This window comes from Gallibacterium salpingitidis, assembly GCF_030517105.1.
Lineage (GTDB): Bacteria > Pseudomonadota > Gammaproteobacteria > Enterobacterales > Pasteurellaceae > Gallibacterium > Gallibacterium salpingitidis.
Map to the genome: position 1 here is coordinate 896,294 of NZ_CP103875.1, position 17,956 is coordinate 914,249.

Here is a 17,956-nt window from a genome sequence, read left to right on the forward strand (position 1 = left end):
ATGAGTTTTGATAAGGATTGTTATCGTACACCTAAATATGTTTTTTACTGGCTAAACAAACTATTTAAGTTTGATCTAGATGGTTGCGCAAGTAAAGAGAACGCATTATGTAAACATTATTGCACAAATGAAGAAGGTAACTGTTTTTTAACGTTTGATCCAAATGACTACGATACACCCGAATATGGATATGCGTTTAAACCTACATCTATTTTTGTTAATCCGCCTTATAGCAATCCATTGCCATTCGTTAAACGTGCGGCAGAACTTAAAGAACAGGGTTATTTAGTTGTGATGTTATTACCTGCTGATAAATCCACTAAGTGGTATCAAGTTATTCAAGATAACGCGACAGAAGTTATTGATATTGTTGGTGGACGTATTAATTTCTTACATCCAGTTACAGGTGAAGAAGTTAAAGGTAATAACAAAAGTTCAATTATCGCGGTGTTCGATCCAATGATGCAAGGCTTCATCACTCGTCAAGTGAGCTTGGATTTTGTTAAGCAGTGTGGTGGTTATGGAGCATAACCAACGCTATTTTCTCCGTAACGAGCAAGTACGGTTAAATTCATTGAATTTTATCCGCACTTTACCGCTTGACGATAAGAATCCATTAGTGGTGGAAGTTAAACCGATAACTAGAACACTTGAGCAGAATGCAAAATTGCACGCCTTGTTATCTGATATTGCGAAACAGTGCGAGTTTCAAGGTAAAAAACGAGATATTGAAACGTGGAAAATGATTATGGTGTCTGCTCATAAAATCGCTACTGGTGGACAAGCTGAAATGGCGATAGGGCTTGAAGGAGAAGTCATTAATTTGCGTGAAAGTACAGCAAAAATGAGCGTCAAGCGGTTAGCGAGTTTAATTGAATATATCACTGCTTGGGGTGTAGCTAACGGTGTCAAATTTAACGATAGGTTAGATTGGTGGGGAAAGTGAATTTGGAGCTTATTTAATAACAGGAGGAGAATTTTAATGGCACAAGTATTAGCAGGAATTTATCTATTCATTATTTTTTGTATGTTTGTTTTCCTCGCTTTAGGACTCTATGCAGATGCAAAAGATAACCAAAAACAAGCAATATTCTTCGCTAAAGCTATTATTTGGTTAATAGTTATTGGTGTGATTTATACCGCTGTTGCTATCGTATTAACGGTAATTTATTTGTTGTTTTAGAGGGTAAAAATGATTACACGTTTCAGTAATGAGCTTCAAAAGTTGATTGATTTTGTGGTTAAGAAAAGAGGTTTAACTCATTACCCAATGTACAAATTGGAAGAAGAATGTGGATTTAGGCAAGGCTATATCGGACACAGAAAACATAAACCACAAATACCTGTAGATATTGTTAATGCTGTTATCAATTTCGCAGAAAAAGAAGGCTATCAATTCGATATTTCTTACTTAGAAAAGTTTGGTATTTATTATATTCACAAGGATAAGTGATGATAAGGAAATATAAAGTAAAACCTTCTAAATGCAAGATTTGCGGCAAAGAGTTCATTAAGTCACGCTCAACACAAAAAGTTTGTTCTGTTGATTGCGCAATGAAATTTAGTAAAGAACAAGCTCGTAAGAAGCGTGAGAAGTTGGATAAGCAGGCAAGACGAGAACATAGACAGCGATTAGAAGCTATTAAAACCAGATCGCAATGGCTAAAAGACCTACAAAAAGTATTTAATGAATTTATTCGGCTTCGAGATAAAGACGATCCATGTATTTCATGTGGCAAATTTCATCAAGGACAATGGCACGCAGGGCATTATAAAACCGTTAAAGCAATGCCTGAGTTACGCTTTAATGAGGATAACTGCCATAAACAATGTTCAGTTTGTAATAACTACTTGAGCGGTAATTTGACGGATTATCGTATCAATTTAATTAAGAAGATTGGTGTTGAGAGGGTAGAGTTTTTAGAAAGAAAAGATCATAAAAAGGTTAAGTTAACCATTGATGAAATCAAAGAATTAATTGTCACTTATAAAAATAAAATCAAGGAGTTGAGATGAATTTTAAAGATGTTTTTGTTAGATTTGGCTATTGGGCGACACCTCGATTAGGTACTGAATATCCTAGTGTTTCTATTAGCATTCCCATTCCGCCAGATGAAAGCAATAGACGCGCTTATCCAATTAGTGATGATTTAGCCATGAAAATTGAACGGTGTATTTTAGTCATGCACAAAGTCACACCACAGCTATATGATATTTTTATGGCAAAATACGTTTATAGATTACCCATCTATACGGAATATGATAAAGATAGAGTACCTGTTAAATTTGGAATATTAGACACATTTAATATTAATAGACACCAATATTTTGATTTATTGAAAACGGCAGAAACCTCATTAAAACTTATGATGTGTATTGATGATGCGATTTATAAAAATTGCTTTGGTTAATTTTTTTATGTAATTTTTTGTAAAAAGCTTGAATAGTTGGGACTGATGTTGTATGATTTGTGTTAGGTTGAGATTTTTATGCTTAACCGACAAAGCCCAGCAGAAATGTTGGGCTTTTTTTATTGTTCTTTTTCATAAGACTTCCTTTGGATTATTAAGTGACAGCCCTAATCGATTTGATTAGGGCTTTTTGTTTTTAAGGGTATGGTCTAATGGTTATGATAGCGGTCTCCAAAACCGTTGATGTTGGTTCGACTCCAACTGCCTTTGCCAAAATTTGGTGTAGCCACTGAAGTAGGGTTACTTAAGTAACGACTTATTAATCAAGTTACACCTCTGCTGAATTTTATCGCCTCGATCGGAAACGGTCGGGGCTTTTTATTAGGAAAAAAAGATGCCGTACAAACAACCTGATGTATGGACTGCCATTTGGACGTGGCTAACAGTAAATGTGGGTAACTCTTACTTTACCAGCGTTGTAGCGGCAGTCTTAACTTCCATCCTTAGAGCTTATCTTTTCAGAAACAAGAAAAAATTTCGTTATGTCCTCATAGATTCAATGATTTGTGGGTTATTGGTCTATGTAAGCGTGCCAGCACTAGAGCATTTAATCGGACATGGTGATTACTCGAATATGTTAGGCGGTGCATTTGGATTAATTGGTACTGAAAAATTACGTGATTTCTTGATCGCTTGGATGGGTGTAAAGATTAACGGAGATAATAACAATGAACATCAGTGATAAAGGACTTGCGGCGCTACGATATGACGAGGGTATTAAACTTACTGCTTATAAAGACACTGCTGGTATATGGACAATAGGTGTAGGTCATACAGGTAAAGTTGATGGGATTACCATTCGTGAAGGAATGCGAATTTCTGATGGGAAAGCAATGGAGCTATTACGAGAAGATGTTGCGATTGCTGAAAATGTTATTAACTATTATTTGCGTGGCAAGCTAACACAAAATCAATTCGATGCTTTAGTTAATCTTGTTTTCAATATTGGTGCAAGAAACTTTGAGAAAAGCACTGTATTAAGAGAATGTTTGAAAGGTAATTTTGCGAAAGCTGGTGAAGCAATCGGTTATTGGAATAAGATTACTAACCCAAGAACAGGCAAGTTAGAATTATCCGAAGGATTAGCGAATAGACGTAAACGTACAAGAGCGATGTTTGAGCGAGGTGAGTATGTTACCTCTTAATATTAATTGGCGCATTGTCGCAGTGTGTGGTGGATTAGCTTATTTACTTTACACAAATTATCTTCTACATCACTATGAAATCAAATCTCAAGAACAAGCACAAACTATCGAAGCTATTCAAAAAGAAAACAATCAACTTACCAATCAACTCACGATAGAGCGTAAAGCCGTTATCAATCAAATTTCACAAGAACAACAAGCAAGGGAGCAAGCAGAAAATGACGTCAAAATCATTTACAAAACGTTGTCGAGTGACAGCTGTGCTTCTGCTCGTTTACCTGATGACATTATTAATCGGTTGCGCGCAAAAGACAAAGATTGAGTATATCTCACCACCTCAAATTTATTTAATATCTTGTGATCGCAGTGAGTTCACTGGATCGACTTACGGTGATGCAATCATCTATTTAAGACAAGTGATAAAAGAGCGCGATATCTGCGCTAGTCGGTTAGACGGCATCATTAACTGGAGTAAACAAAATGGGAATGCTTTATAAATAGAAAAAACAATTAATCGCTGAGGGTTATACACACTACGGTAGGTTGTGGGATATTCCTGTTTACATCAAAAATATTAATAGTGAAGCACCCGAAATAATGACAGCTAATTTTATTCCTGAGTGGGTTTTAACGGCAGCCGATCATATCGGTTTTTTCATTGAGGGATTATTAAATATGAATAATCCTGAGTATGAACCGATGTTCAAAATTAAAGTAACTGGAGAAATTAAGTAAGGATTTAACTATGCCAAAAAAAGATGCGGTTAAATCCGCGTCTAAAGGGCGTGGGTTAACCCCAAAACAAAAACGTTTTGTAGAGGAATACCTCATTGATTTGAATGCAACTCAAGCTGCTATTAGGTCTGGATATAGTGCTGATACCGCAAGACAAATAGGTACAGAAAACTTGTCAAAACCTGTCATTCAGGAGGCCATTCAAAAAGCGCAAGATCAGCGTTCAGATCGCACTAAGATTACACAAGATGAAATCTTAAGAGATTTGCAAGAACTTAAAGATATTTGTCTTGGACGAAAGTCTATCGTTATCACTGATACATTGAAGAATTCACAAGAAGGTACGGTCACTACTGTTGATAGCCCAATATTTTTATTTGAGCCAGTAAGTGCAAATAAAGCACTTGAATTAATGGGTAAGCATCTTGGTATGTTTAAAGATAAAGTTGAGGTGACAGGAGATGTAAGTAATTACAACGTTAGCTTAACTAAAGATGAATTTAAGCAAATGGCAAAAGAATTATTAGAAGAGGTTTAATCTATGAAACAATTCAGCGCACACGAGAGAATGGTGGCAGCTGAATTAGCTAGACAAGATCTATACTTTTTCACTCGTTGGATGTTTTTGCAAACACGTGGTTATAACTGGTTACAAGCTAAACATCACAAAATTATTTGTGATTATTTAATGCGAGTGTTTAATGGCGAGATTAAACGATTAATTATTAATATTCCGCCACGTTACTCAAAAACAGAAATCGCGGTTGTTAACTTTGTTGCTTGGTGTTTAGGACATTTTCCAGATTGCGAGTTTATACATACTTCTTATTCATCAACATTAGCTGTAAATAACAGTAGTAACATTCTTTCGCTCATACAAAGTAGAGAGTATCAAGAAATCTTCCCTGATGTTGCGTTAAGCACAGAATCAAAAGCACACTGGAAAACAACGAAAAAAGGCGTGTTTTATGCCACAGGTTCTGGTGGTGCGATCACTGGTTTTGGTGCAGGCAAACATAGAGATTTGTTCGGTGGTGCAATCATCATAGACGACCCTCATAAAGCAGATGAAGCTAATTCCGATGTGATGCGTAATAACGTTATTACTTGGTTTCAAAACACATTAGAGAGTCGTAAAAATACACCTGATACACCAATTATTTTAATAATGCAGCGATTGCATGAAGAAGATTTAGCTGGTTGGTTATTAAACGGTGGTAATGGTGAGAAATGGGAACACCTTTGCTTACCAGCCAAACAAGAAGATGGTACAGCTTTATGGCCAGAGAAGCATGATATTGACACATTAAAGATGATGGAGAAAGCATCTCCTTATGTTTTTGCTGGACAATATCAACAAAGACCAGCTCCGCTAGATGGTGGAGTATTTAAACCTGGTCAAATAGAGATAATAAAAGAATTACCCGTTGGTAATATTAAATGGTGCAGAGGTTGGGATTTAGGTGCTACTGTTGGCGGAGACCCTACAGCAGGCGTTAAATTAGGTAAGCATGAAAACGGCACTTACATTATTGCCGATCTTGCTCACGATGATTTAGGCCCAGATGCTAGAGATGCGTTAATTAAAAATACTGCAGCATTAGATGGTAAGAAGGTAAAAATTGGATTACCTCAAGATCCAGGTCAAGCAGGTAAAACGCAAGTATTACATTTCACTCGTATGTTGGCAGGTTACACAGTCAAAACTAGCCCTGAAAGCGGTGATAAAGTGACAAGAGCAGAGCCTTTTGCTTCACAGGTTAACGTGGGTAACGTGAAGATGATAAAAGGAGATTGGAATCAAGATATCATCAATGAAATGAGAGTTTTTCCTAATGGCGTTCACGATGACTGTATAGACGCTTGTTCTAGAGCATTTTCAGAATTGCTATCTTCGTCAACTTCTTACTTTGGATAAATATTATGTTTGGATTTGGAAAAAAGAAAAGCACTGCTAAAGAAGAGATTCACGAAGTTAAGCAATCTTCTTATTTCAGTGGTGGTAGATTTTTAGAAAAATGCAAGCCTAACTTTTTCTTAGATGAATTAAATAAGCTTGTAGATAAAAATAATCGTGTTACTAGCAACGGTGAATTTGCTCAAGATAGTAATTTCACTGGTATAAAAATGTCATTGAATCAACCTAATGCCATTTCCACTGAAACCGCCAACTGGTTTGCTTCTAATTCATTCATTGGTTATCAAATGTGCGCCGTTTTGACGCAAAACTGGTTAATCAATAAAGCGTGTTCTGTTCCAGCGCGTGATGCTACTCGTAATGGTTATGATATTGTTTCGGTTAATGGTGATGAGTTACCGACAGAAACAATACGATTGTTACAAAAGTACGACAAAAAATACCGCATTTCATTCAATGCAGAACAATTTGTGAGAATGGGTCGTATCTTTGGTATCAGAATTGCATTATTTGATATTGATTCAAGCGATCCTGAATTTTACGAAAAACCATTTAATATTGATGGCGTAGAAAAAGGATCTTACAAAGGCATTATTCAGGTCGATCCATATTGGTGCATACCTTTACTTATTTCGACAGAATTATCAAACCCAGCTTCAAGACATTTCTATGAGCCGACTTATTGGCAAATAGGTGGTAAAAAATATCACCGTTCACATTTATTCATTTTTAGAAATGGCGAAGTGCCAGATTTGCTAAAGCCTGTTTATCTTTATGGTGGATTGCCAGTACCTCAACTTATTATGAATAGAGTGTACACCTCAGAGAGATCGACAGATGAGTCACTTGGCTTATTAACTTCTAAGCGCATGACATTTTGGAAAACCAATATGGAAGCGTTCATGATGGACGCACAAAGCAACAGTGAGCGTTTACAGTCTTGGATTAATACGCGTGATAACTATGGGATAAAAATCGGTGATAAAGAAGGTGATGAGTTCCAACAATTCGATACTTCATTGAGCGATCTTGATGAAGTGATAATGACTAACTACCAAATTGTTGCTGCTGCTTCCAATGTACCAGCAACTAAATTACTTGGCACATCACCTAAAGGTTTCTCAACAGGTGAAGAAGAAACCAAAAACTATCACGAGGAGTTAGAAAGCATACAAGAACATGACTTAACAGGTTTAATTGAAAGACATCATCAATTAGTGATTAAGTCATTTGGCAATGATGATGAAGTGGAAACTAGCATATCTTGGCGTCCAGTTGATAGCCCTACTGCTAAAGAGCTTGCAGAGCGCAATAAGATTAAAGCTGAAACTGCGAGTACCTATGTTATGTGTGGCGCTTTAGATGGTAATGATATTCGCACAGCATTATCTAAAGATCCTGATTCAGGTTTCCCTGATTTAGGTGAGGGATCGGAAAACAAATTAGCTGAAGATTTAGGTTTTACTAATGAAGAAGCCAAAGCACTAAATGAATTGGGTATTAGCTATGAGGAAAAATCCGAATGAGTTACAAGGTAAGCCATTAAAAGTGAGTGCTTCTATCAGTGCTGATTATAGTAAAGCAATCAAGCGACTTATGCGATCTATGTATAAAGATACTATGATCGGCATAGAGGCTTGTTTTACTACTTACGCAGAAGATAGCTTGTTTCCAAAAAATGGCAGTCTTGTAGCACAGTTGAAAATCTTAATAAGTCGATTGCTTAAAAAATACGAGCCAGTATTTATGCTGCTTGCTAAGCGAGAAACTGACAAGATGTTAATCAGGGTAGATAAAAATGCATCTGCCACACTTAAGATGAGTTTAAAAGACGTTAGTAAGGATTTATCAGTAAAGACTGATTTAACCTCATCAAGACTGAGAGAAGTTACGCAAGCAAGTACACAAGAAGCTGTTGACTTAATTAAGACTATTCCAACTAATTACTTATCTGCTGTTCAGAAAGTTGTGATGCATTCCATTTCAGCAAATGGTAAAGGTTTTGCAGAATTAAAACCTTTTCTGACTAAGCTATATAAAGGTAATGAGCGTAAGGCTGAGTTAGTAGCATTAGATCAAACTCACAAGGCTTATCAAAACATTCAAGCTGAAAAGATGAAAAAACTCGGTGTTAAGAAGTTTAAATGGGTTCATTCTGGTGGCGGAAGAGTACCGAGAAAGCTACATCAAGATCTACATGGCAAAATATTTTCTTTTGACGATCCACCATACATTGGCGATATGTATGGTCAAAAAGTTTATGGCTTACCAGGGCATTTACCTAACTGCCGATGCACAATGTCACCAGTGCTAGAGTTTGAACAAAATGATGATTAAATTGAGGTTTATAAGTAATGATAAAGTTTACAACTGAACAAATAAAAAGAATTAATGCTCTCTGTAACCAAGTTGTTGCCATGGATAACAAATGGATCACTGTTAAACCAAATGGCGATGAAAATAAAGGGCGGCACGTTGAAATTGATGATAATGGAAGGATTATCAAAGGTATGGGTGGTAAATTTACTGGCGAAAAGATTTCCGAAGTTCGCAAGTCATTTACTGGTCCTAAGACACCTAAAGATCTTGATAAAAATAAGATTATTAGTAAAAAAACATCTAAACCTAAAAAGGCAAGCAAGAAATTATCTTTAGAAAAGACAATATTAGAGGATTTCTACACAGGCTACTACAAAGAACATGGTGGTAATGCTAAACCTACTGATGAGGAAGCTAAATCTGCTGTTAAATTTGCTAAAAAAATCCATAAAGCAATGACGTCTGAAAATAATAGTTCAGGTAAAGATCTTGTTGATATGGCTGTAGAGTTAAACCCTCCATCAAATAAAATTTTCCTACCTAATTTATTTTCAGAAAGAGAGATAGCAGAGTTTGTTAATGCTGGCTATCTCAATAAATCAAGTGATAGATATAGCACATTAACGCGCAAAGGCTTTGATGCTGTTAAGTCAACAAAACGAGTTGCTAAACATAACGGCGATTTAACTTTCAAACAAGATGATATTGATAAATCAATAAAGCATTTTTTTGGTAAGCCAGTAAGTGAAAATGACAAATATGTTCAATTTAATGCCGAAGTTGATTTAGGCAATGGTGAAACTAAAAAAGTTAATATTGACGTACCAAAGTCAGAACTTGAAGAGCCTGCGTTAATTAGACGTGAGTACGAAAGACAAATTTCAAATATCAATGCTAACAATGGTGGCAGAATTAAGTCAGTGGATTTTAATGGCGCTGAGGAGCAAAACAACCTCTCTTTTACTTATTCTAAGCAAGGGAAAGCGCGGAAAGAAAAATCACTTAATACGCCACCACCATTACCACAATGGTATGCAGACATAAGAAGTAAACACGCTAATCCTTATTGGAATGGTAAATTCTATGACGGTAAGCGAAAAGGTGAACATAGAATTTATGTAAGTAATAAAGAATACAATATTACTGAACAGCAACGGTTAGAGCTTGAACAGCACCGTAAAGCTTGGGAATCATTCAAGTCTAATCAAGAAAGTAAAGGTACATATCTTAATGTTCCTTATGCTGATAGGGAGTTAGCTAAAAAAGCATGGCGCTAAATGGAATCCAGATCGCAAGCAATGGTATTTGCCACCAGGTGTAGATCTGCATGATGAAATAAAACACTTTGCGATCAATTAAGGTGACACAACTACAACATAAGAAACACCTCCATAAAAGGATAAAAACAATGCCAATACACGATTATTTAGATGAATCGTTTGGCGGTGATTGTGATGATATTAGAAATTACCCATCGGCCACCGCACAAGATGAAAAAGATATAGATGATAACGGTTGGTTTGAAGTGAAAGACAACCCCCTCAGCAAAGAGGGGGTTTTTCTTTATAGAGGATCTCAAATCACGTTATCAGACGGCAGCAAACCGCCAAATCCTGACGATCTTTACGCTGTTTATCGACCCGCCGAAGAATTAGAGAAAGCGGTTAATACTTTCAAACTTCTGCCTTGGGTTGATGAACACGCTATGTTAGGCAGTGAAGATATCGGTATGACACCTGCTGAAAAGAAAGGTGTTAGCGGTGTTATTGGTGAAGATGTGTACGTTAATAATGGAACGCTTTATGGAAACATCAAAGTGTTTTCTGAACGGTTTGCGCGACAGATCGAAGCAGGTAAAAAAGAATTATCGCTTGGTTATCGTTGCAAATATGAACACTCACCTGGTGTATGGAATGGTCAGAAGTATGACTATGTACAACGGGAGTTGAAGGGCAATCATTTAGCTCTTGTAGATAAAGGGCGAATGGGCGCAGATGTTCGGGTAATGGATGAGGATGATACCTCTGTTAATTACGGACATTTTACATTTACTTGTGATTCTACAATGGAGAAAAAACAAATGACAATTGACGATGTTGCAAAAATCGCTGGCGATTTAGTTAAAACTATCGCTGAACTTAAAAAACAAGATGGCCAACCTGAGCCTGATGATGAGCATGTAGCGAATGGAGATGAGGGCGATGATTTACCGCCACCACCAGATGATACAGAAGATGAAGATATTGATGGAGAGGGGGAGCAAGTGCAAGAACAAGATCCAATTAATAAGATTTTAGATATTTTGGAAAGTTTAGATGCTCGAATTGCTAAGCTTGAAAATCCTTCAACTAGTGAAGATGAAGATGAGCAAGCAGAAGATGAAGAAGAACCAAAAGATGAAGGCGAAGCTTCAAATGCAATGGATGCAGCCGAAATTACACGTCGCATTACTAAGCAATTAGGTGAACGTGATGTGATGTACAACAAAGTTTCTAAATTCACAGGTGCATTTAATGTTTCTGCTATGGACTCAGCAGAATCGGTCGCTGCTTATGCTTGTAAGAAACTAGGCTTAAAAGCGACCAAAGGTCAAGAAGTCGCAATGATTACTGGCTACATGGCTAATCGTAAACCTACCTCAAGTCAAAAAACAGTTGCTATCGCTCAAGACAGTTACTCATCAGAACAAGGTAAATCATTTTTAGATAAACAATTATCTTAAAGGGAGATAAAGAATGGCTTTTCAAACTAAAGTTAATATTGAACAAGGATTTGGTGTTCCAGGTGATATTCATCTTGACTCACCTACTCGCACCGAATCATTGATTATTGATTCAGACGGTGCAAATCCAAATATCGTTGGGTATGCGTACACCAAAGATGCAGCAACCAATATCGCTAAAGTCGGTGGAAAAGTTGCAGCTGGTCGAGTGTTTGCTGGTATTTTGGTTAATTCAAAAGAATATCCAATGTACGGTACAACAGAAGGTGCTTTAGAACCATCACTAGCAATTAAAGACGGTTTGCATGGTGATGTTTTAACAATGGGTGACATTGTTGTGCGAGTAGCGACATCTTGCAAGATCGGCGATTTAGTTGCTTATGACACCACAACAGGTGAGTTATCAACAGTTGCTGTTGGTAGTTCTGCTGGTGCAGGTAAAGAATTAATTCCTAACGCTGTTGTGTATCGTTATCCAGTCACTGCAAGCGGTGGATTAACCGTTATTCGTTTAACTAATTAATACAAAGGGGTAATCAATGGGTTCAAAATTAAAACGTGCTATTAGTGGTCGTACTTATGCGTCACGATTAGCTGACAATAAGCCAGTTATCGCAATGGACGCTGATGACGTGCGCAACTTTAAGGATTTGGAACAAATCGGTATCGGTTTCACATCCAAATATTTAAAAGAAGTAAACAATGTCTATGCAATGGATGACGTACAAGGTGGTGTATTTACACCTAGTGGTGGTGCGCCAATCCAATTCTTGCAAACATTTTTACCTGGTTTTGTTCGTGCCGCTACCGCACCTCGTAAAATTGATGAAATTGTAGGAATGCAAACTATCGGTGAATGGCATGATGAAGAAATTATACAACCAGTATTGGAAACTTTGGGTGATGCAGTACCGTACGCGGATTTAAGCCCAGTTCCATTATCAAGCTGGAATGCCAAATTTGAAAGACGTACTGTTGTACGTTTTGAAAAAGGGATTAAAGTTGGCACATTAGAAGCAGCGCGTGCATCAGCAATGAAGTTAGATAGTGCGAACACTAAACGTGCTGCGGCATCTACTGCGTTAAATATCCAACGTAACTTAATCGGTTTCCGCGGATATAATGATGGTAATAACCGCACTTATGGATTATTAAACGATCCGTCTTTATTACCATATCAAACTGTAGCAGAAGGCGCTTCTGGTTCTACAAATTGGAGTAAGAAAACTTACTTAGAAATCACTGCTGATTTGCGTAATGCTTTCGCACAGTTGGAAATCCAATCTAACGGTGTAGTTGATGCGAAAAACACACCGACTGTCTTAGTATTACCAACAGGTACATCAGCGTATCTATCTGTTGTATCAGAAATGGGGGTATCAGTCGCGGAATGGCTAAATGAGTCTTATCCGAAATGTCGTACTGTTACCGCACCACAGTTCCAAAAAGCAAATGGTGGTGTAGATATTTTCTACTTATTTGCTGAAGAGGTGCAAGGCGATGATTCTGACGACGATCACCGCACACTTATTCAAGTTGTACCAGCTGTCTTTATGGCATTGGGTATCGAGAATAAATCAAAAGGCGTTGTTGAAGATTACACTAATGCAACCGCAGGTGTAATGTGTAAACGTCCTTACGCCGTTTATCGTGGAACTGGTATTTAATACCGCATAAATAATTAACGTTAATTAAAAGCCGTTATCTTATGAAGATGCGGCTTTTCTTATTTTAGAGGAAGATAAAATGCCTTATGTATATTCAACTTTGACATCTGATAACACTTATGTGATTTACGCTGATGGTGGTGCAGATTTAAAAATTAAAACACACCAAATCACAATTAAAGGTGGTACTGGGATCGCTAACGATCGTTTAATCACGCCATTAGGTGTAGCAACTCAAGTCAGTGATGATGATTTAGCACTACTTGAGAAAAATGCAGTGTTTAAGACTCATAAAGAACATGGCTTTATCGTGGTGCAAACTAGTGGTAAAGAAGCTGATGCTGAAAAAGTTGCTAGTGATATGGAAACACGAGATGAAAGCTCACCGATTACACCTAGCCACTATGAAACAGGAAATGATGATGTAGAAGTCATTAAACCAACCACTAACAAGAAAAGGTAGATAGAAATGGATATAGCAGTATTCAAAAAGATGTTTCCAGTTTTTAATGAAATAGATGATGAAACAATAACGTTGTGGGAGGATACTGCTAATACTTTTCTGAAAGAAAGTTGGGCATTGAGCGGTAAAACGTTTGAACACGCACAACGTTTGCTCACAGCGCATTTACTTCATTTAGCTGTTAAATGTAATTCAGGTGAAAGCAATAGTGCGACAGGGCTAGTAGCTTCTGCCACTCAAGGTAGTGTGAGTGTATCATTTACAACGCCAACAACTAGTAATGGTTGGCAATACTGGCTTTCTACCTCTCCTTACGGTTTGCAATTGTGGGCGTTATTAAAACAGTTATCCGCCAGTGGGTTTTATATTGGCGGATTACCTGAAAGACGTTCTGTTCGTAAGGTTGGTGGTGTATGGCTTTAGATAAGTTTAAAGCAGCATTAAAAGAGAGGATAGAGCAAGCTAAGGTATTGCAAAATAAAGTAGTGAGAGTTGGCATTGTTGAACATCAACACTATGATGATGGCACGCCAGTTGCTTATGTGGCAGTTATTCACGAGTATGGTGCGGACTTTGTTGTTCCAGAAAGAAAGGCAGTTATTCATAGACGAATAGAAAAAAACGGAGATTGGAGTAAAAAGTATGGAAATAAGTTTGTTAGAAAACAAAAATCAAACTTTGCGACGGAAGTCACTATACCAGCTCACAGAGTTAAAATTGATCCAAGACCATTTTTTAGGCCAACAATTTCTGAAAAACAAAGTGAGTGGAGACAAGATATTATAAATGGTTTAGCTGCTAATCGAAATGCTGCTGATATTCTAGAGTTAGTTGGGATGAAAGCTGCTGGAGATGTACGTGAAACAATTGCTGGAATAACATCACCTCCATTGTCAGAAGCAACTAAAAAAGCACGAAATTGGAAAGCTTATACAAAATCTAAAAACCCTGCAGCTATATCTATTCAACCTCTAGATGATACTGGGTTGATGAAGAAGTCCATCACTTACATTGTTTTAGATAAGGGTAGCTAATGGATTTACAAAGTATTGCTAATGCTTCTATCGTCACTGTTAATCCTAATATTTCTGCTGTATTGAAATTAAATCAAGGTTACACCGTTGACGATACAGGAAGCAGAGAACCGTTATTTGAGGAAGTTCCTGTCAAGATACAAGCACAGAGTCTAAGTACACAAGACTTATCGTTATTTGACTCGCTAGCACAGCAAGGACAGCTATTAGATATTTATATTAGTGGGCAAATACACGCAATAAGACGTATCACTGAGCAAGGTGCGGATAAGTTGATTTTTAAGGCGTTTGGGGAAAATGAAGAATCTGAGTGGCTGATTAAATCAGTATCTGAGTCATTCCCAACGTGGTGTAAGGTGGTAGCATGGCGGCAGAACTAAACACAACGCACAATGATATTTATCGAGAAGTCCGAGCATTATTGCTTGGACTTTTTCATTTAAATGGCGATCAAGTAATTAGAGGGTACAGCAATAATGTACCGTTACCTAAAAATGATTTTATTTTGATGAATATCATTCACGAACAAGCCTTATCTACAAATAGTTACAACTACTCAAAAGAAGCTGGAAACGTTGAAATATTGCAAAGTACGGAAGTACAAATGCAAATAGATTTTTACGGAAAAACAGCGGCGGTTAACGCAAGAATATTTTGTAATTTATGGCGTGATTTTTATTCTTGCGAGCATTTATCACATTGCCAACCACTCTATTGTGACAATCCACAATATCTTCCTTTTACTAATGAAAAGAACGAGTACGAAGAACGTTACACCGTTACCGTTCACTTGACGTATAACCCTGTTATCACGCATGAACAAGAGTTTATCGAGAAAGCAGGAACAATCGACATCATCAAACTATAAGAGGGTATCTTAATGTTTAAATCTATTCCAGCTTCACATATTGTAAGCGTGAATCCAGCCATTCTTAGCGCTGGCGGTTCGGCGTTATCGCTTAATGCGGTATTTATTAGTAAAAATACTAATTTACCGACTAACAAAGCGGTAGAGTTTGCAACTGCAGATGCGGTAGGAGAGTATTTTGGATTGTCATCTGATGAGTATAAAGCCGCAGTGATTTATTTCTCAGGTTATGACAATTCAACTGTAAAACCTAGCAACTTAATTTTTATGGCTTATAACGAATCAGCAGAAGGTGCATTTTTGTTGGGTGCGTCTTTAGGTTCGATGAAATTATCTGCATTAAAGAAAATCAACGGTACGTTATCAATCTCAATTAACGGTAAAACAGCTGATTCAGTTTCCGTTAATCTTAGTGAGGTAACAAGCTTTTCTGATGCCGCGACAGTCATTACAACAGCTATTAGCGTAACAGGTGCTAGTGTGATTTTTGAGCCACAATTACAGGCATTTAAAATCACATCAAAAACTACAGGTGCATTATCTGAAATGAATTTTGCTACTGGCGATATTGCAGACGCATTAGGTTTAAGTGAGGTGGCTGGTGCGACTATCTCAGAGGGCAGCGATGCAAGTACACCTGTTTCGGTTATGCAAGCCGTTGTTCAATCAACGCTAAATTGGGGAACGTTCACCACAATTTTTGAACCATCTGTTGAAGATAAATTAGCTTTTGCAGAATGGTCTAACGGTCAAAACAACCGTTTTATGTATGTACCTTGGGGCATTGAAGCAGCTGCAACACAATCAGGCAATACAACGTGTTTTGGTGCATTATTAAAAGCAGCAAAATATAGCGGTGTATGTTGTCCGATTTATGGTGGATTAGACAAAGCAGCGTTTATTTGCGGTACTACCGCTTCTATTGATTTTACTGAACGCAGAGGACGTATTACTTTTGCTTTCAAATCTCAATCAGGGTTACAAGCAGATGTCACTGATGCGACTATTGCGAACAACCTAAAAAATAATGGTTATAACTATTACGGTGCGTGGGCAACAGCAAATGATCGTTTCTTATTCCTTTATCCAGGTGCGATGAGCGGTGATTGGGATTGGATGGATACATTTATCAACCAAATTTATCTCAATAGCCAATTACAATTATCCTTAATTACTATGTTAGTGACTAACAAGTCTGTACCTTACAACGCTACTGGTAAAGCGTTACAACGTGCAGCGTGTACAGATCCAATCAATGAAGCGTTGAATTTTGGTTCTATTGAGATCGGAATTCAGTTATCCGAATTACAAAAAGCAACCATCAATAATCAAGTTGGGTACGATGCAGCCGCATTAATTAATGCTCAAGGCTATGCGTTGCATATTGGTGATGCAACCGCGCAAGTAAGAGCTAATCGCGGTTCATTCCCATCTAAATTGTGGTATGCGGACGGCGGTAGCGTTCACGCAATCAATCTTGCTTCTATTGCTGTTCAATAGTCATTATTCAATCATCTTCACAAAGCGACCCAAGTGGTCGCTTTTTTATTTTTAAGGGAAAAGTATGCGTACAAATACACAAAAAACTCTTACATCTGCTAACAGTATCTTAATGCTTCGATCTAGCGGTTTTAATGATAACTGGGTCAATATGGAGCAATACGCCGCGGACAATGCGTTTGATTTTGGACAAGGTTCAATCGCAGAAACTGCAATGGGCGTTGATGGTGTGCAATCAGGCGGTTTTACACCGTATGAGGTAGATTTAAATATTCATTTGCAAGCTAACAGTCCTAGCCGCGATTACATGGATTCAGCAATCAACTACTTCAATAATCAACAAGAAGTTGCACCATTTGAGGTGTCTTGCGAAATTCCGTCTATCAAAAAACGCTATCAAGCAAGTGGCTTTTTGACACAAGTAAGTGCAGCAACAAACGCTAAGAAACTCTTAGAGTCAGCGACTTATACATTAAAAATCGTGATTAAAAGTATTGAAGATATTTAACAAAGTAAGCCTAGACAGTGTTCTAGGCTTTTTATTTTGAGGTGATGCAATGTTAAAGACAAAAGAAATTGTTATCGAAAAAGGTCGTGATGCTGGTACTAAATTCATCATCACTGAAATGCCAATTGCTAAGGCGGATAAATGGGCAATGAAAGTCTTATTGGCTTTAGCTGGTAGCGGAATTGATGTACCTAACCCACAAGACGGCATGTTAGCTATTGTAAGAGTAGCGTTAAGTGCATTTAAGAATATTCCAGAAGAAAAATTCATTCCTTTAGCTGATGAGCTGTTAGATTGTGTAGAGATTGTGCCTAAAGGCGGGCAACCTCGCAAACTTAATCTTGAGTTTAACGATGTGCAAGATATATCAACTCTGTATCGATTAAGACAGGAGGTACTGATGTTACACATTGATTTTTTGCTACAAGACAACAACCCGATCTTGGGGTAAGCGCACCAAGTAATGGTGAAAATTACTTAAATCTCAGCTCAATAGTCGGTGCGTTAATCTCGTCAAAATTGGCTACGTTACACGAACTACAAACAGTGTACAGCTTGGAAGATGCGCTCGATTTAATCGAAGTATTAAGTGTAGATAATTACAAT

At 37.4% G+C, this 17,956-nt stretch carries 27 protein-coding genes, 1 tRNA gene and 1 pseudogene; all 29 read left to right on the forward strand.

Going from position 1 to position 17,956, the window contains the following annotated elements:
- The 29 genes and pseudogenes from NYR30_RS04270 (at window position 1) to NYR30_RS04400 (ending at window position 17,801) form a co-directional block, all read left to right on the forward strand.
- Window positions 1-531 (forward strand): phage N-6-adenine-methyltransferase, encoded by a 531-nt coding sequence (locus tag NYR30_RS04270; protein ID WP_302502047.1) that lies wholly within the window; start codon window positions 1-3, stop codon window positions 529-531.
- A complete protein-coding gene (locus NYR30_RS04275) occupies window positions 521-946 on the forward strand; it encodes a recombination protein NinB (RefSeq protein ID WP_302502048.1) in 426 nt (141 codons plus the stop codon). Before NYR30_RS04270 ends, NYR30_RS04275 begins: the two co-directional genes overlap by 11 nt.
- A 36-nt stretch (window positions 947-982) precedes the next feature.
- Window positions 983-1,183, forward strand: a complete 201-nt coding sequence (locus tag NYR30_RS04280; RefSeq protein ID WP_302502049.1) for a hypothetical protein — start codon at window positions 983-985, stop codon at window positions 1,181-1,183.
- A gap of 9 nt (window positions 1,184-1,192) precedes the next feature.
- Window positions 1,193-1,453, forward strand: a complete 261-nt coding sequence (locus NYR30_RS04285) for a hypothetical protein (protein WP_302502051.1) — start codon at window positions 1,193-1,195, stop codon at window positions 1,451-1,453.
- Entirely contained in the window at window positions 1,453-2,016 is a 564-nt protein-coding gene (locus tag NYR30_RS04290) for a recombination protein NinG (RefSeq protein WP_302502052.1), read from the forward strand. Before NYR30_RS04285 ends, NYR30_RS04290 begins: the two co-directional genes overlap by 1 nt.
- On the forward strand, window positions 2,013-2,411 hold the full coding sequence (locus NYR30_RS04295; RefSeq protein WP_302502054.1) for an antiterminator Q family protein: 399 nt from the start codon (window positions 2,013-2,015) through the stop codon (window positions 2,409-2,411). Before NYR30_RS04290 ends, NYR30_RS04295 begins: the two co-directional genes overlap by 4 nt.
- Window positions 2,412-2,609: 198 nt before the next feature.
- A tRNA-Trp gene (locus NYR30_RS04300) sits at window positions 2,610-2,684 on the forward strand.
- Window positions 2,685-2,805: 121 nt separating this feature from the next.
- Complete coding sequence (locus tag NYR30_RS04305; RefSeq protein ID WP_302502055.1) at window positions 2,806-3,153, forward strand: phage holin, lambda family; 348 nt, start codon at window positions 2,806-2,808, stop codon at window positions 3,151-3,153.
- Window positions 3,140-3,616 carry a lysozyme gene (locus tag NYR30_RS04310; protein ID WP_302502057.1) on the forward strand — a complete coding sequence of 159 codons (477 nt, stop codon included), beginning with the start codon at window positions 3,140-3,142 and terminating at the stop codon, window positions 3,614-3,616. Before NYR30_RS04305 ends, NYR30_RS04310 begins: the two co-directional genes overlap by 14 nt.
- On the forward strand, window positions 3,603-3,938 hold the full coding sequence (locus NYR30_RS04315) for a DUF2570 family protein (RefSeq protein ID WP_302502058.1): 336 nt from the start codon (window positions 3,603-3,605) through the stop codon (window positions 3,936-3,938). Before NYR30_RS04310 ends, NYR30_RS04315 begins: the two co-directional genes overlap by 14 nt.
- Window positions 3,898-4,113 (forward strand): Rz1-like lysis system protein LysC, encoded by a 216-nt coding sequence (lysC, locus tag NYR30_RS13695; RefSeq protein WP_437125210.1) that lies wholly within the window; start codon window positions 3,898-3,900, stop codon window positions 4,111-4,113. The genes NYR30_RS04315 and lysC overlap by 41 nt, the downstream gene beginning before the upstream one ends.
- Window positions 4,114-4,213: 100 nt before the next feature.
- Complete coding sequence (locus tag NYR30_RS04320; protein WP_302502060.1) at window positions 4,214-4,351, forward strand: hypothetical protein; 138 nt, start codon at window positions 4,214-4,216, stop codon at window positions 4,349-4,351.
- A 10-nt stretch (window positions 4,352-4,361) separates the two neighbouring features.
- On the forward strand, window positions 4,362-4,889 hold the full coding sequence (locus NYR30_RS04325; protein ID WP_302502062.1) for a terminase small subunit: 528 nt from the start codon (window positions 4,362-4,364) through the stop codon (window positions 4,887-4,889).
- Window positions 4,890-4,892: 3 nt separating this feature from the next.
- Window positions 4,893-6,269 carry a phage terminase large subunit gene (gene terL / locus NYR30_RS04330; RefSeq protein ID WP_302502064.1) on the forward strand — a complete coding sequence of 459 codons (1,377 nt, stop codon included), beginning with the start codon at window positions 4,893-4,895 and terminating at the stop codon, window positions 6,267-6,269.
- Window positions 6,270-6,274: 5 nt separating this feature from the next.
- A complete protein-coding gene (locus NYR30_RS04335) occupies window positions 6,275-7,795 on the forward strand; it encodes a phage portal protein (RefSeq protein WP_302502066.1) in 1,521 nt (506 codons plus the stop codon).
- Window positions 7,758-8,606: a phage head morphogenesis protein gene (locus NYR30_RS04340; RefSeq protein WP_302502067.1), complete on the forward strand. Its 849-nt coding sequence runs from the start codon at window positions 7,758-7,760 to the stop codon at window positions 8,604-8,606. The genes NYR30_RS04335 and NYR30_RS04340 overlap by 38 nt, the downstream gene beginning before the upstream one ends.
- Before the next feature lie 17 nt (window positions 8,607-8,623).
- Window positions 8,624-9,865, forward strand: a complete 1,242-nt coding sequence (locus NYR30_RS04345; protein ID WP_302502068.1) for a hypothetical protein — start codon at window positions 8,624-8,626, stop codon at window positions 9,863-9,865.
- Window positions 9,866-9,878: 13 nt separating this feature from the next.
- Window positions 9,879-9,947, forward strand: a pseudogene (locus tag NYR30_RS13670) (hypothetical protein); the annotation flags it as partial.
- Window positions 9,948-9,996: 49 nt separating this feature from the next.
- Window positions 9,997-11,310 carry a DUF2213 domain-containing protein gene (locus NYR30_RS04350; RefSeq protein WP_302502069.1) on the forward strand — a complete coding sequence of 438 codons (1,314 nt, stop codon included), beginning with the start codon at window positions 9,997-9,999 and terminating at the stop codon, window positions 11,308-11,310.
- A gap of 13 nt (window positions 11,311-11,323) precedes the next feature.
- Window positions 11,324-11,833 carry a structural cement protein Gp24 gene (locus NYR30_RS04355; RefSeq protein WP_302502070.1) on the forward strand — a complete coding sequence of 170 codons (510 nt, stop codon included), beginning with the start codon at window positions 11,324-11,326 and terminating at the stop codon, window positions 11,831-11,833.
- A 16-nt stretch (window positions 11,834-11,849) separates the two neighbouring features.
- Window positions 11,850-12,977, forward strand: coding sequence for a major capsid family protein (locus NYR30_RS04360; protein WP_302502071.1), 1,128 nt, complete (start codon window positions 11,850-11,852; stop codon window positions 12,975-12,977).
- Window positions 12,978-13,056: 79 nt separating this feature from the next.
- Window positions 13,057-13,440 (forward strand): hypothetical protein, encoded by a 384-nt coding sequence (locus NYR30_RS04365; protein ID WP_066421726.1) that lies wholly within the window; start codon window positions 13,057-13,059, stop codon window positions 13,438-13,440.
- 6 nt (window positions 13,441-13,446) lie between these two features.
- Window positions 13,447-13,863: a DUF4054 domain-containing protein gene (locus NYR30_RS04370; RefSeq protein ID WP_066421727.1), complete on the forward strand. Its 417-nt coding sequence runs from the start codon at window positions 13,447-13,449 to the stop codon at window positions 13,861-13,863.
- Window positions 13,854-14,474: a hypothetical protein gene (locus tag NYR30_RS04375; RefSeq protein WP_066421729.1), complete on the forward strand. Its 621-nt coding sequence runs from the start codon at window positions 13,854-13,856 to the stop codon at window positions 14,472-14,474. Before NYR30_RS04370 ends, NYR30_RS04375 begins: the two co-directional genes overlap by 10 nt.
- A complete protein-coding gene (locus tag NYR30_RS04380; RefSeq protein WP_066421731.1) occupies window positions 14,474-14,854 on the forward strand; it encodes a hypothetical protein in 381 nt (126 codons plus the stop codon). Before NYR30_RS04375 ends, NYR30_RS04380 begins: the two co-directional genes overlap by 1 nt.
- Entirely contained in the window at window positions 14,839-15,342 is a 504-nt protein-coding gene (locus NYR30_RS04385; protein WP_302502075.1) for a phage neck terminator protein, read from the forward strand. The genes NYR30_RS04380 and NYR30_RS04385 overlap by 16 nt, the downstream gene beginning before the upstream one ends.
- Window positions 15,343-15,354: 12 nt before the next feature.
- On the forward strand, window positions 15,355-16,842 hold the full coding sequence (locus NYR30_RS04390; RefSeq protein WP_302502077.1) for a DUF3383 domain-containing protein: 1,488 nt from the start codon (window positions 15,355-15,357) through the stop codon (window positions 16,840-16,842).
- Window positions 16,843-16,906: 64 nt separating this feature from the next.
- Window positions 16,907-17,350, forward strand: a complete 444-nt coding sequence (locus tag NYR30_RS04395) for a phage tail fiber protein (RefSeq protein WP_066421736.1) — start codon at window positions 16,907-16,909, stop codon at window positions 17,348-17,350.
- Between the two features lie 49 nt (window positions 17,351-17,399).
- Window positions 17,400-17,801: a phage tail assembly chaperone gene (locus NYR30_RS04400; protein WP_066421738.1), complete on the forward strand. Its 402-nt coding sequence runs from the start codon at window positions 17,400-17,402 to the stop codon at window positions 17,799-17,801.
- The last annotated feature ends 155 nt before the right edge of the window (window positions 17,802-17,956 follow it).

Coding starts and splice junctions, on each gene's coding strand:
- NYR30_RS04295 (WP_302502054.1), top strand. CDS start 2,013: ATGAATTTTAAAGATGTTTTTGTTAGATTTGGCTATTGGGCGACACCT.
- NYR30_RS04370 (WP_066421727.1), top strand. CDS start 13,447: ATGGATATAGCAGTATTCAAAAAGATGTTTCCAGTTTTTAATGAAATA.
- NYR30_RS04285 (WP_302502051.1), top strand. CDS start 1,193: ATGATTACACGTTTCAGTAATGAGCTTCAAAAGTTGATTGATTTTGTG.
- lysC (WP_437125210.1), top strand. CDS start 3,898: ATGACATTATTAATCGGTTGCGCGCAAAAGACAAAGATTGAGTATATC.
- NYR30_RS04390 (WP_302502077.1), top strand. CDS start 15,355: ATGTTTAAATCTATTCCAGCTTCACATATTGTAAGCGTGAATCCAGCC.
- NYR30_RS04315 (WP_302502058.1), top strand. CDS start 3,603: ATGTTACCTCTTAATATTAATTGGCGCATTGTCGCAGTGTGTGGTGGA.
- NYR30_RS04360 (WP_302502071.1), top strand. CDS start 11,850: ATGGGTTCAAAATTAAAACGTGCTATTAGTGGTCGTACTTATGCGTCA.
- NYR30_RS04400 (WP_066421738.1), top strand. CDS start 17,400: ATGTTAAAGACAAAAGAAATTGTTATCGAAAAAGGTCGTGATGCTGGT.
- NYR30_RS04335 (WP_302502066.1), top strand. CDS start 6,275: ATGTTTGGATTTGGAAAAAAGAAAAGCACTGCTAAAGAAGAGATTCAC.
- NYR30_RS04270 (WP_302502047.1), top strand. CDS start 1: ATGAGTTTTGATAAGGATTGTTATCGTACACCTAAATATGTTTTTTAC.
- NYR30_RS04380 (WP_066421731.1), top strand. CDS start 14,474: ATGGATTTACAAAGTATTGCTAATGCTTCTATCGTCACTGTTAATCCT.
- NYR30_RS04325 (WP_302502062.1), top strand. CDS start 4,362: ATGCCAAAAAAAGATGCGGTTAAATCCGCGTCTAAAGGGCGTGGGTTA.
- NYR30_RS04310 (WP_302502057.1), top strand. CDS start 3,140: ATGAACATCAGTGATAAAGGACTTGCGGCGCTACGATATGACGAGGGT.
- NYR30_RS04350 (WP_302502069.1), top strand. CDS start 9,997: ATGCCAATACACGATTATTTAGATGAATCGTTTGGCGGTGATTGTGAT.
- NYR30_RS04280 (WP_302502049.1), top strand. CDS start 983: ATGGCACAAGTATTAGCAGGAATTTATCTATTCATTATTTTTTGTATG.
- terL (WP_302502064.1), top strand. CDS start 4,893: ATGAAACAATTCAGCGCACACGAGAGAATGGTGGCAGCTGAATTAGCT.
- NYR30_RS04365 (WP_066421726.1), top strand. CDS start 13,057: ATGCCTTATGTATATTCAACTTTGACATCTGATAACACTTATGTGATT.
- NYR30_RS04345 (WP_302502068.1), top strand. CDS start 8,624: ATGATAAAGTTTACAACTGAACAAATAAAAAGAATTAATGCTCTCTGT.
- NYR30_RS04290 (WP_302502052.1), top strand. CDS start 1,453: ATGATAAGGAAATATAAAGTAAAACCTTCTAAATGCAAGATTTGCGGC.
- NYR30_RS04275 (WP_302502048.1), top strand. CDS start 521: ATGGAGCATAACCAACGCTATTTTCTCCGTAACGAGCAAGTACGGTTA.
- NYR30_RS04320 (WP_302502060.1), top strand. CDS start 4,214: ATGACAGCTAATTTTATTCCTGAGTGGGTTTTAACGGCAGCCGATCAT.
- NYR30_RS04375 (WP_066421729.1), top strand. CDS start 13,854: ATGGCTTTAGATAAGTTTAAAGCAGCATTAAAAGAGAGGATAGAGCAA.
- NYR30_RS04340 (WP_302502067.1), top strand. CDS start 7,758: ATGAATTGGGTATTAGCTATGAGGAAAAATCCGAATGAGTTACAAGGT.
- NYR30_RS04305 (WP_302502055.1), top strand. CDS start 2,806: ATGCCGTACAAACAACCTGATGTATGGACTGCCATTTGGACGTGGCTA.
- NYR30_RS04385 (WP_302502075.1), top strand. CDS start 14,839: ATGGCGGCAGAACTAAACACAACGCACAATGATATTTATCGAGAAGTC.
- NYR30_RS04355 (WP_302502070.1), top strand. CDS start 11,324: ATGGCTTTTCAAACTAAAGTTAATATTGAACAAGGATTTGGTGTTCCA.
- NYR30_RS04395 (WP_066421736.1), top strand. CDS start 16,907: ATGCGTACAAATACACAAAAAACTCTTACATCTGCTAACAGTATCTTA.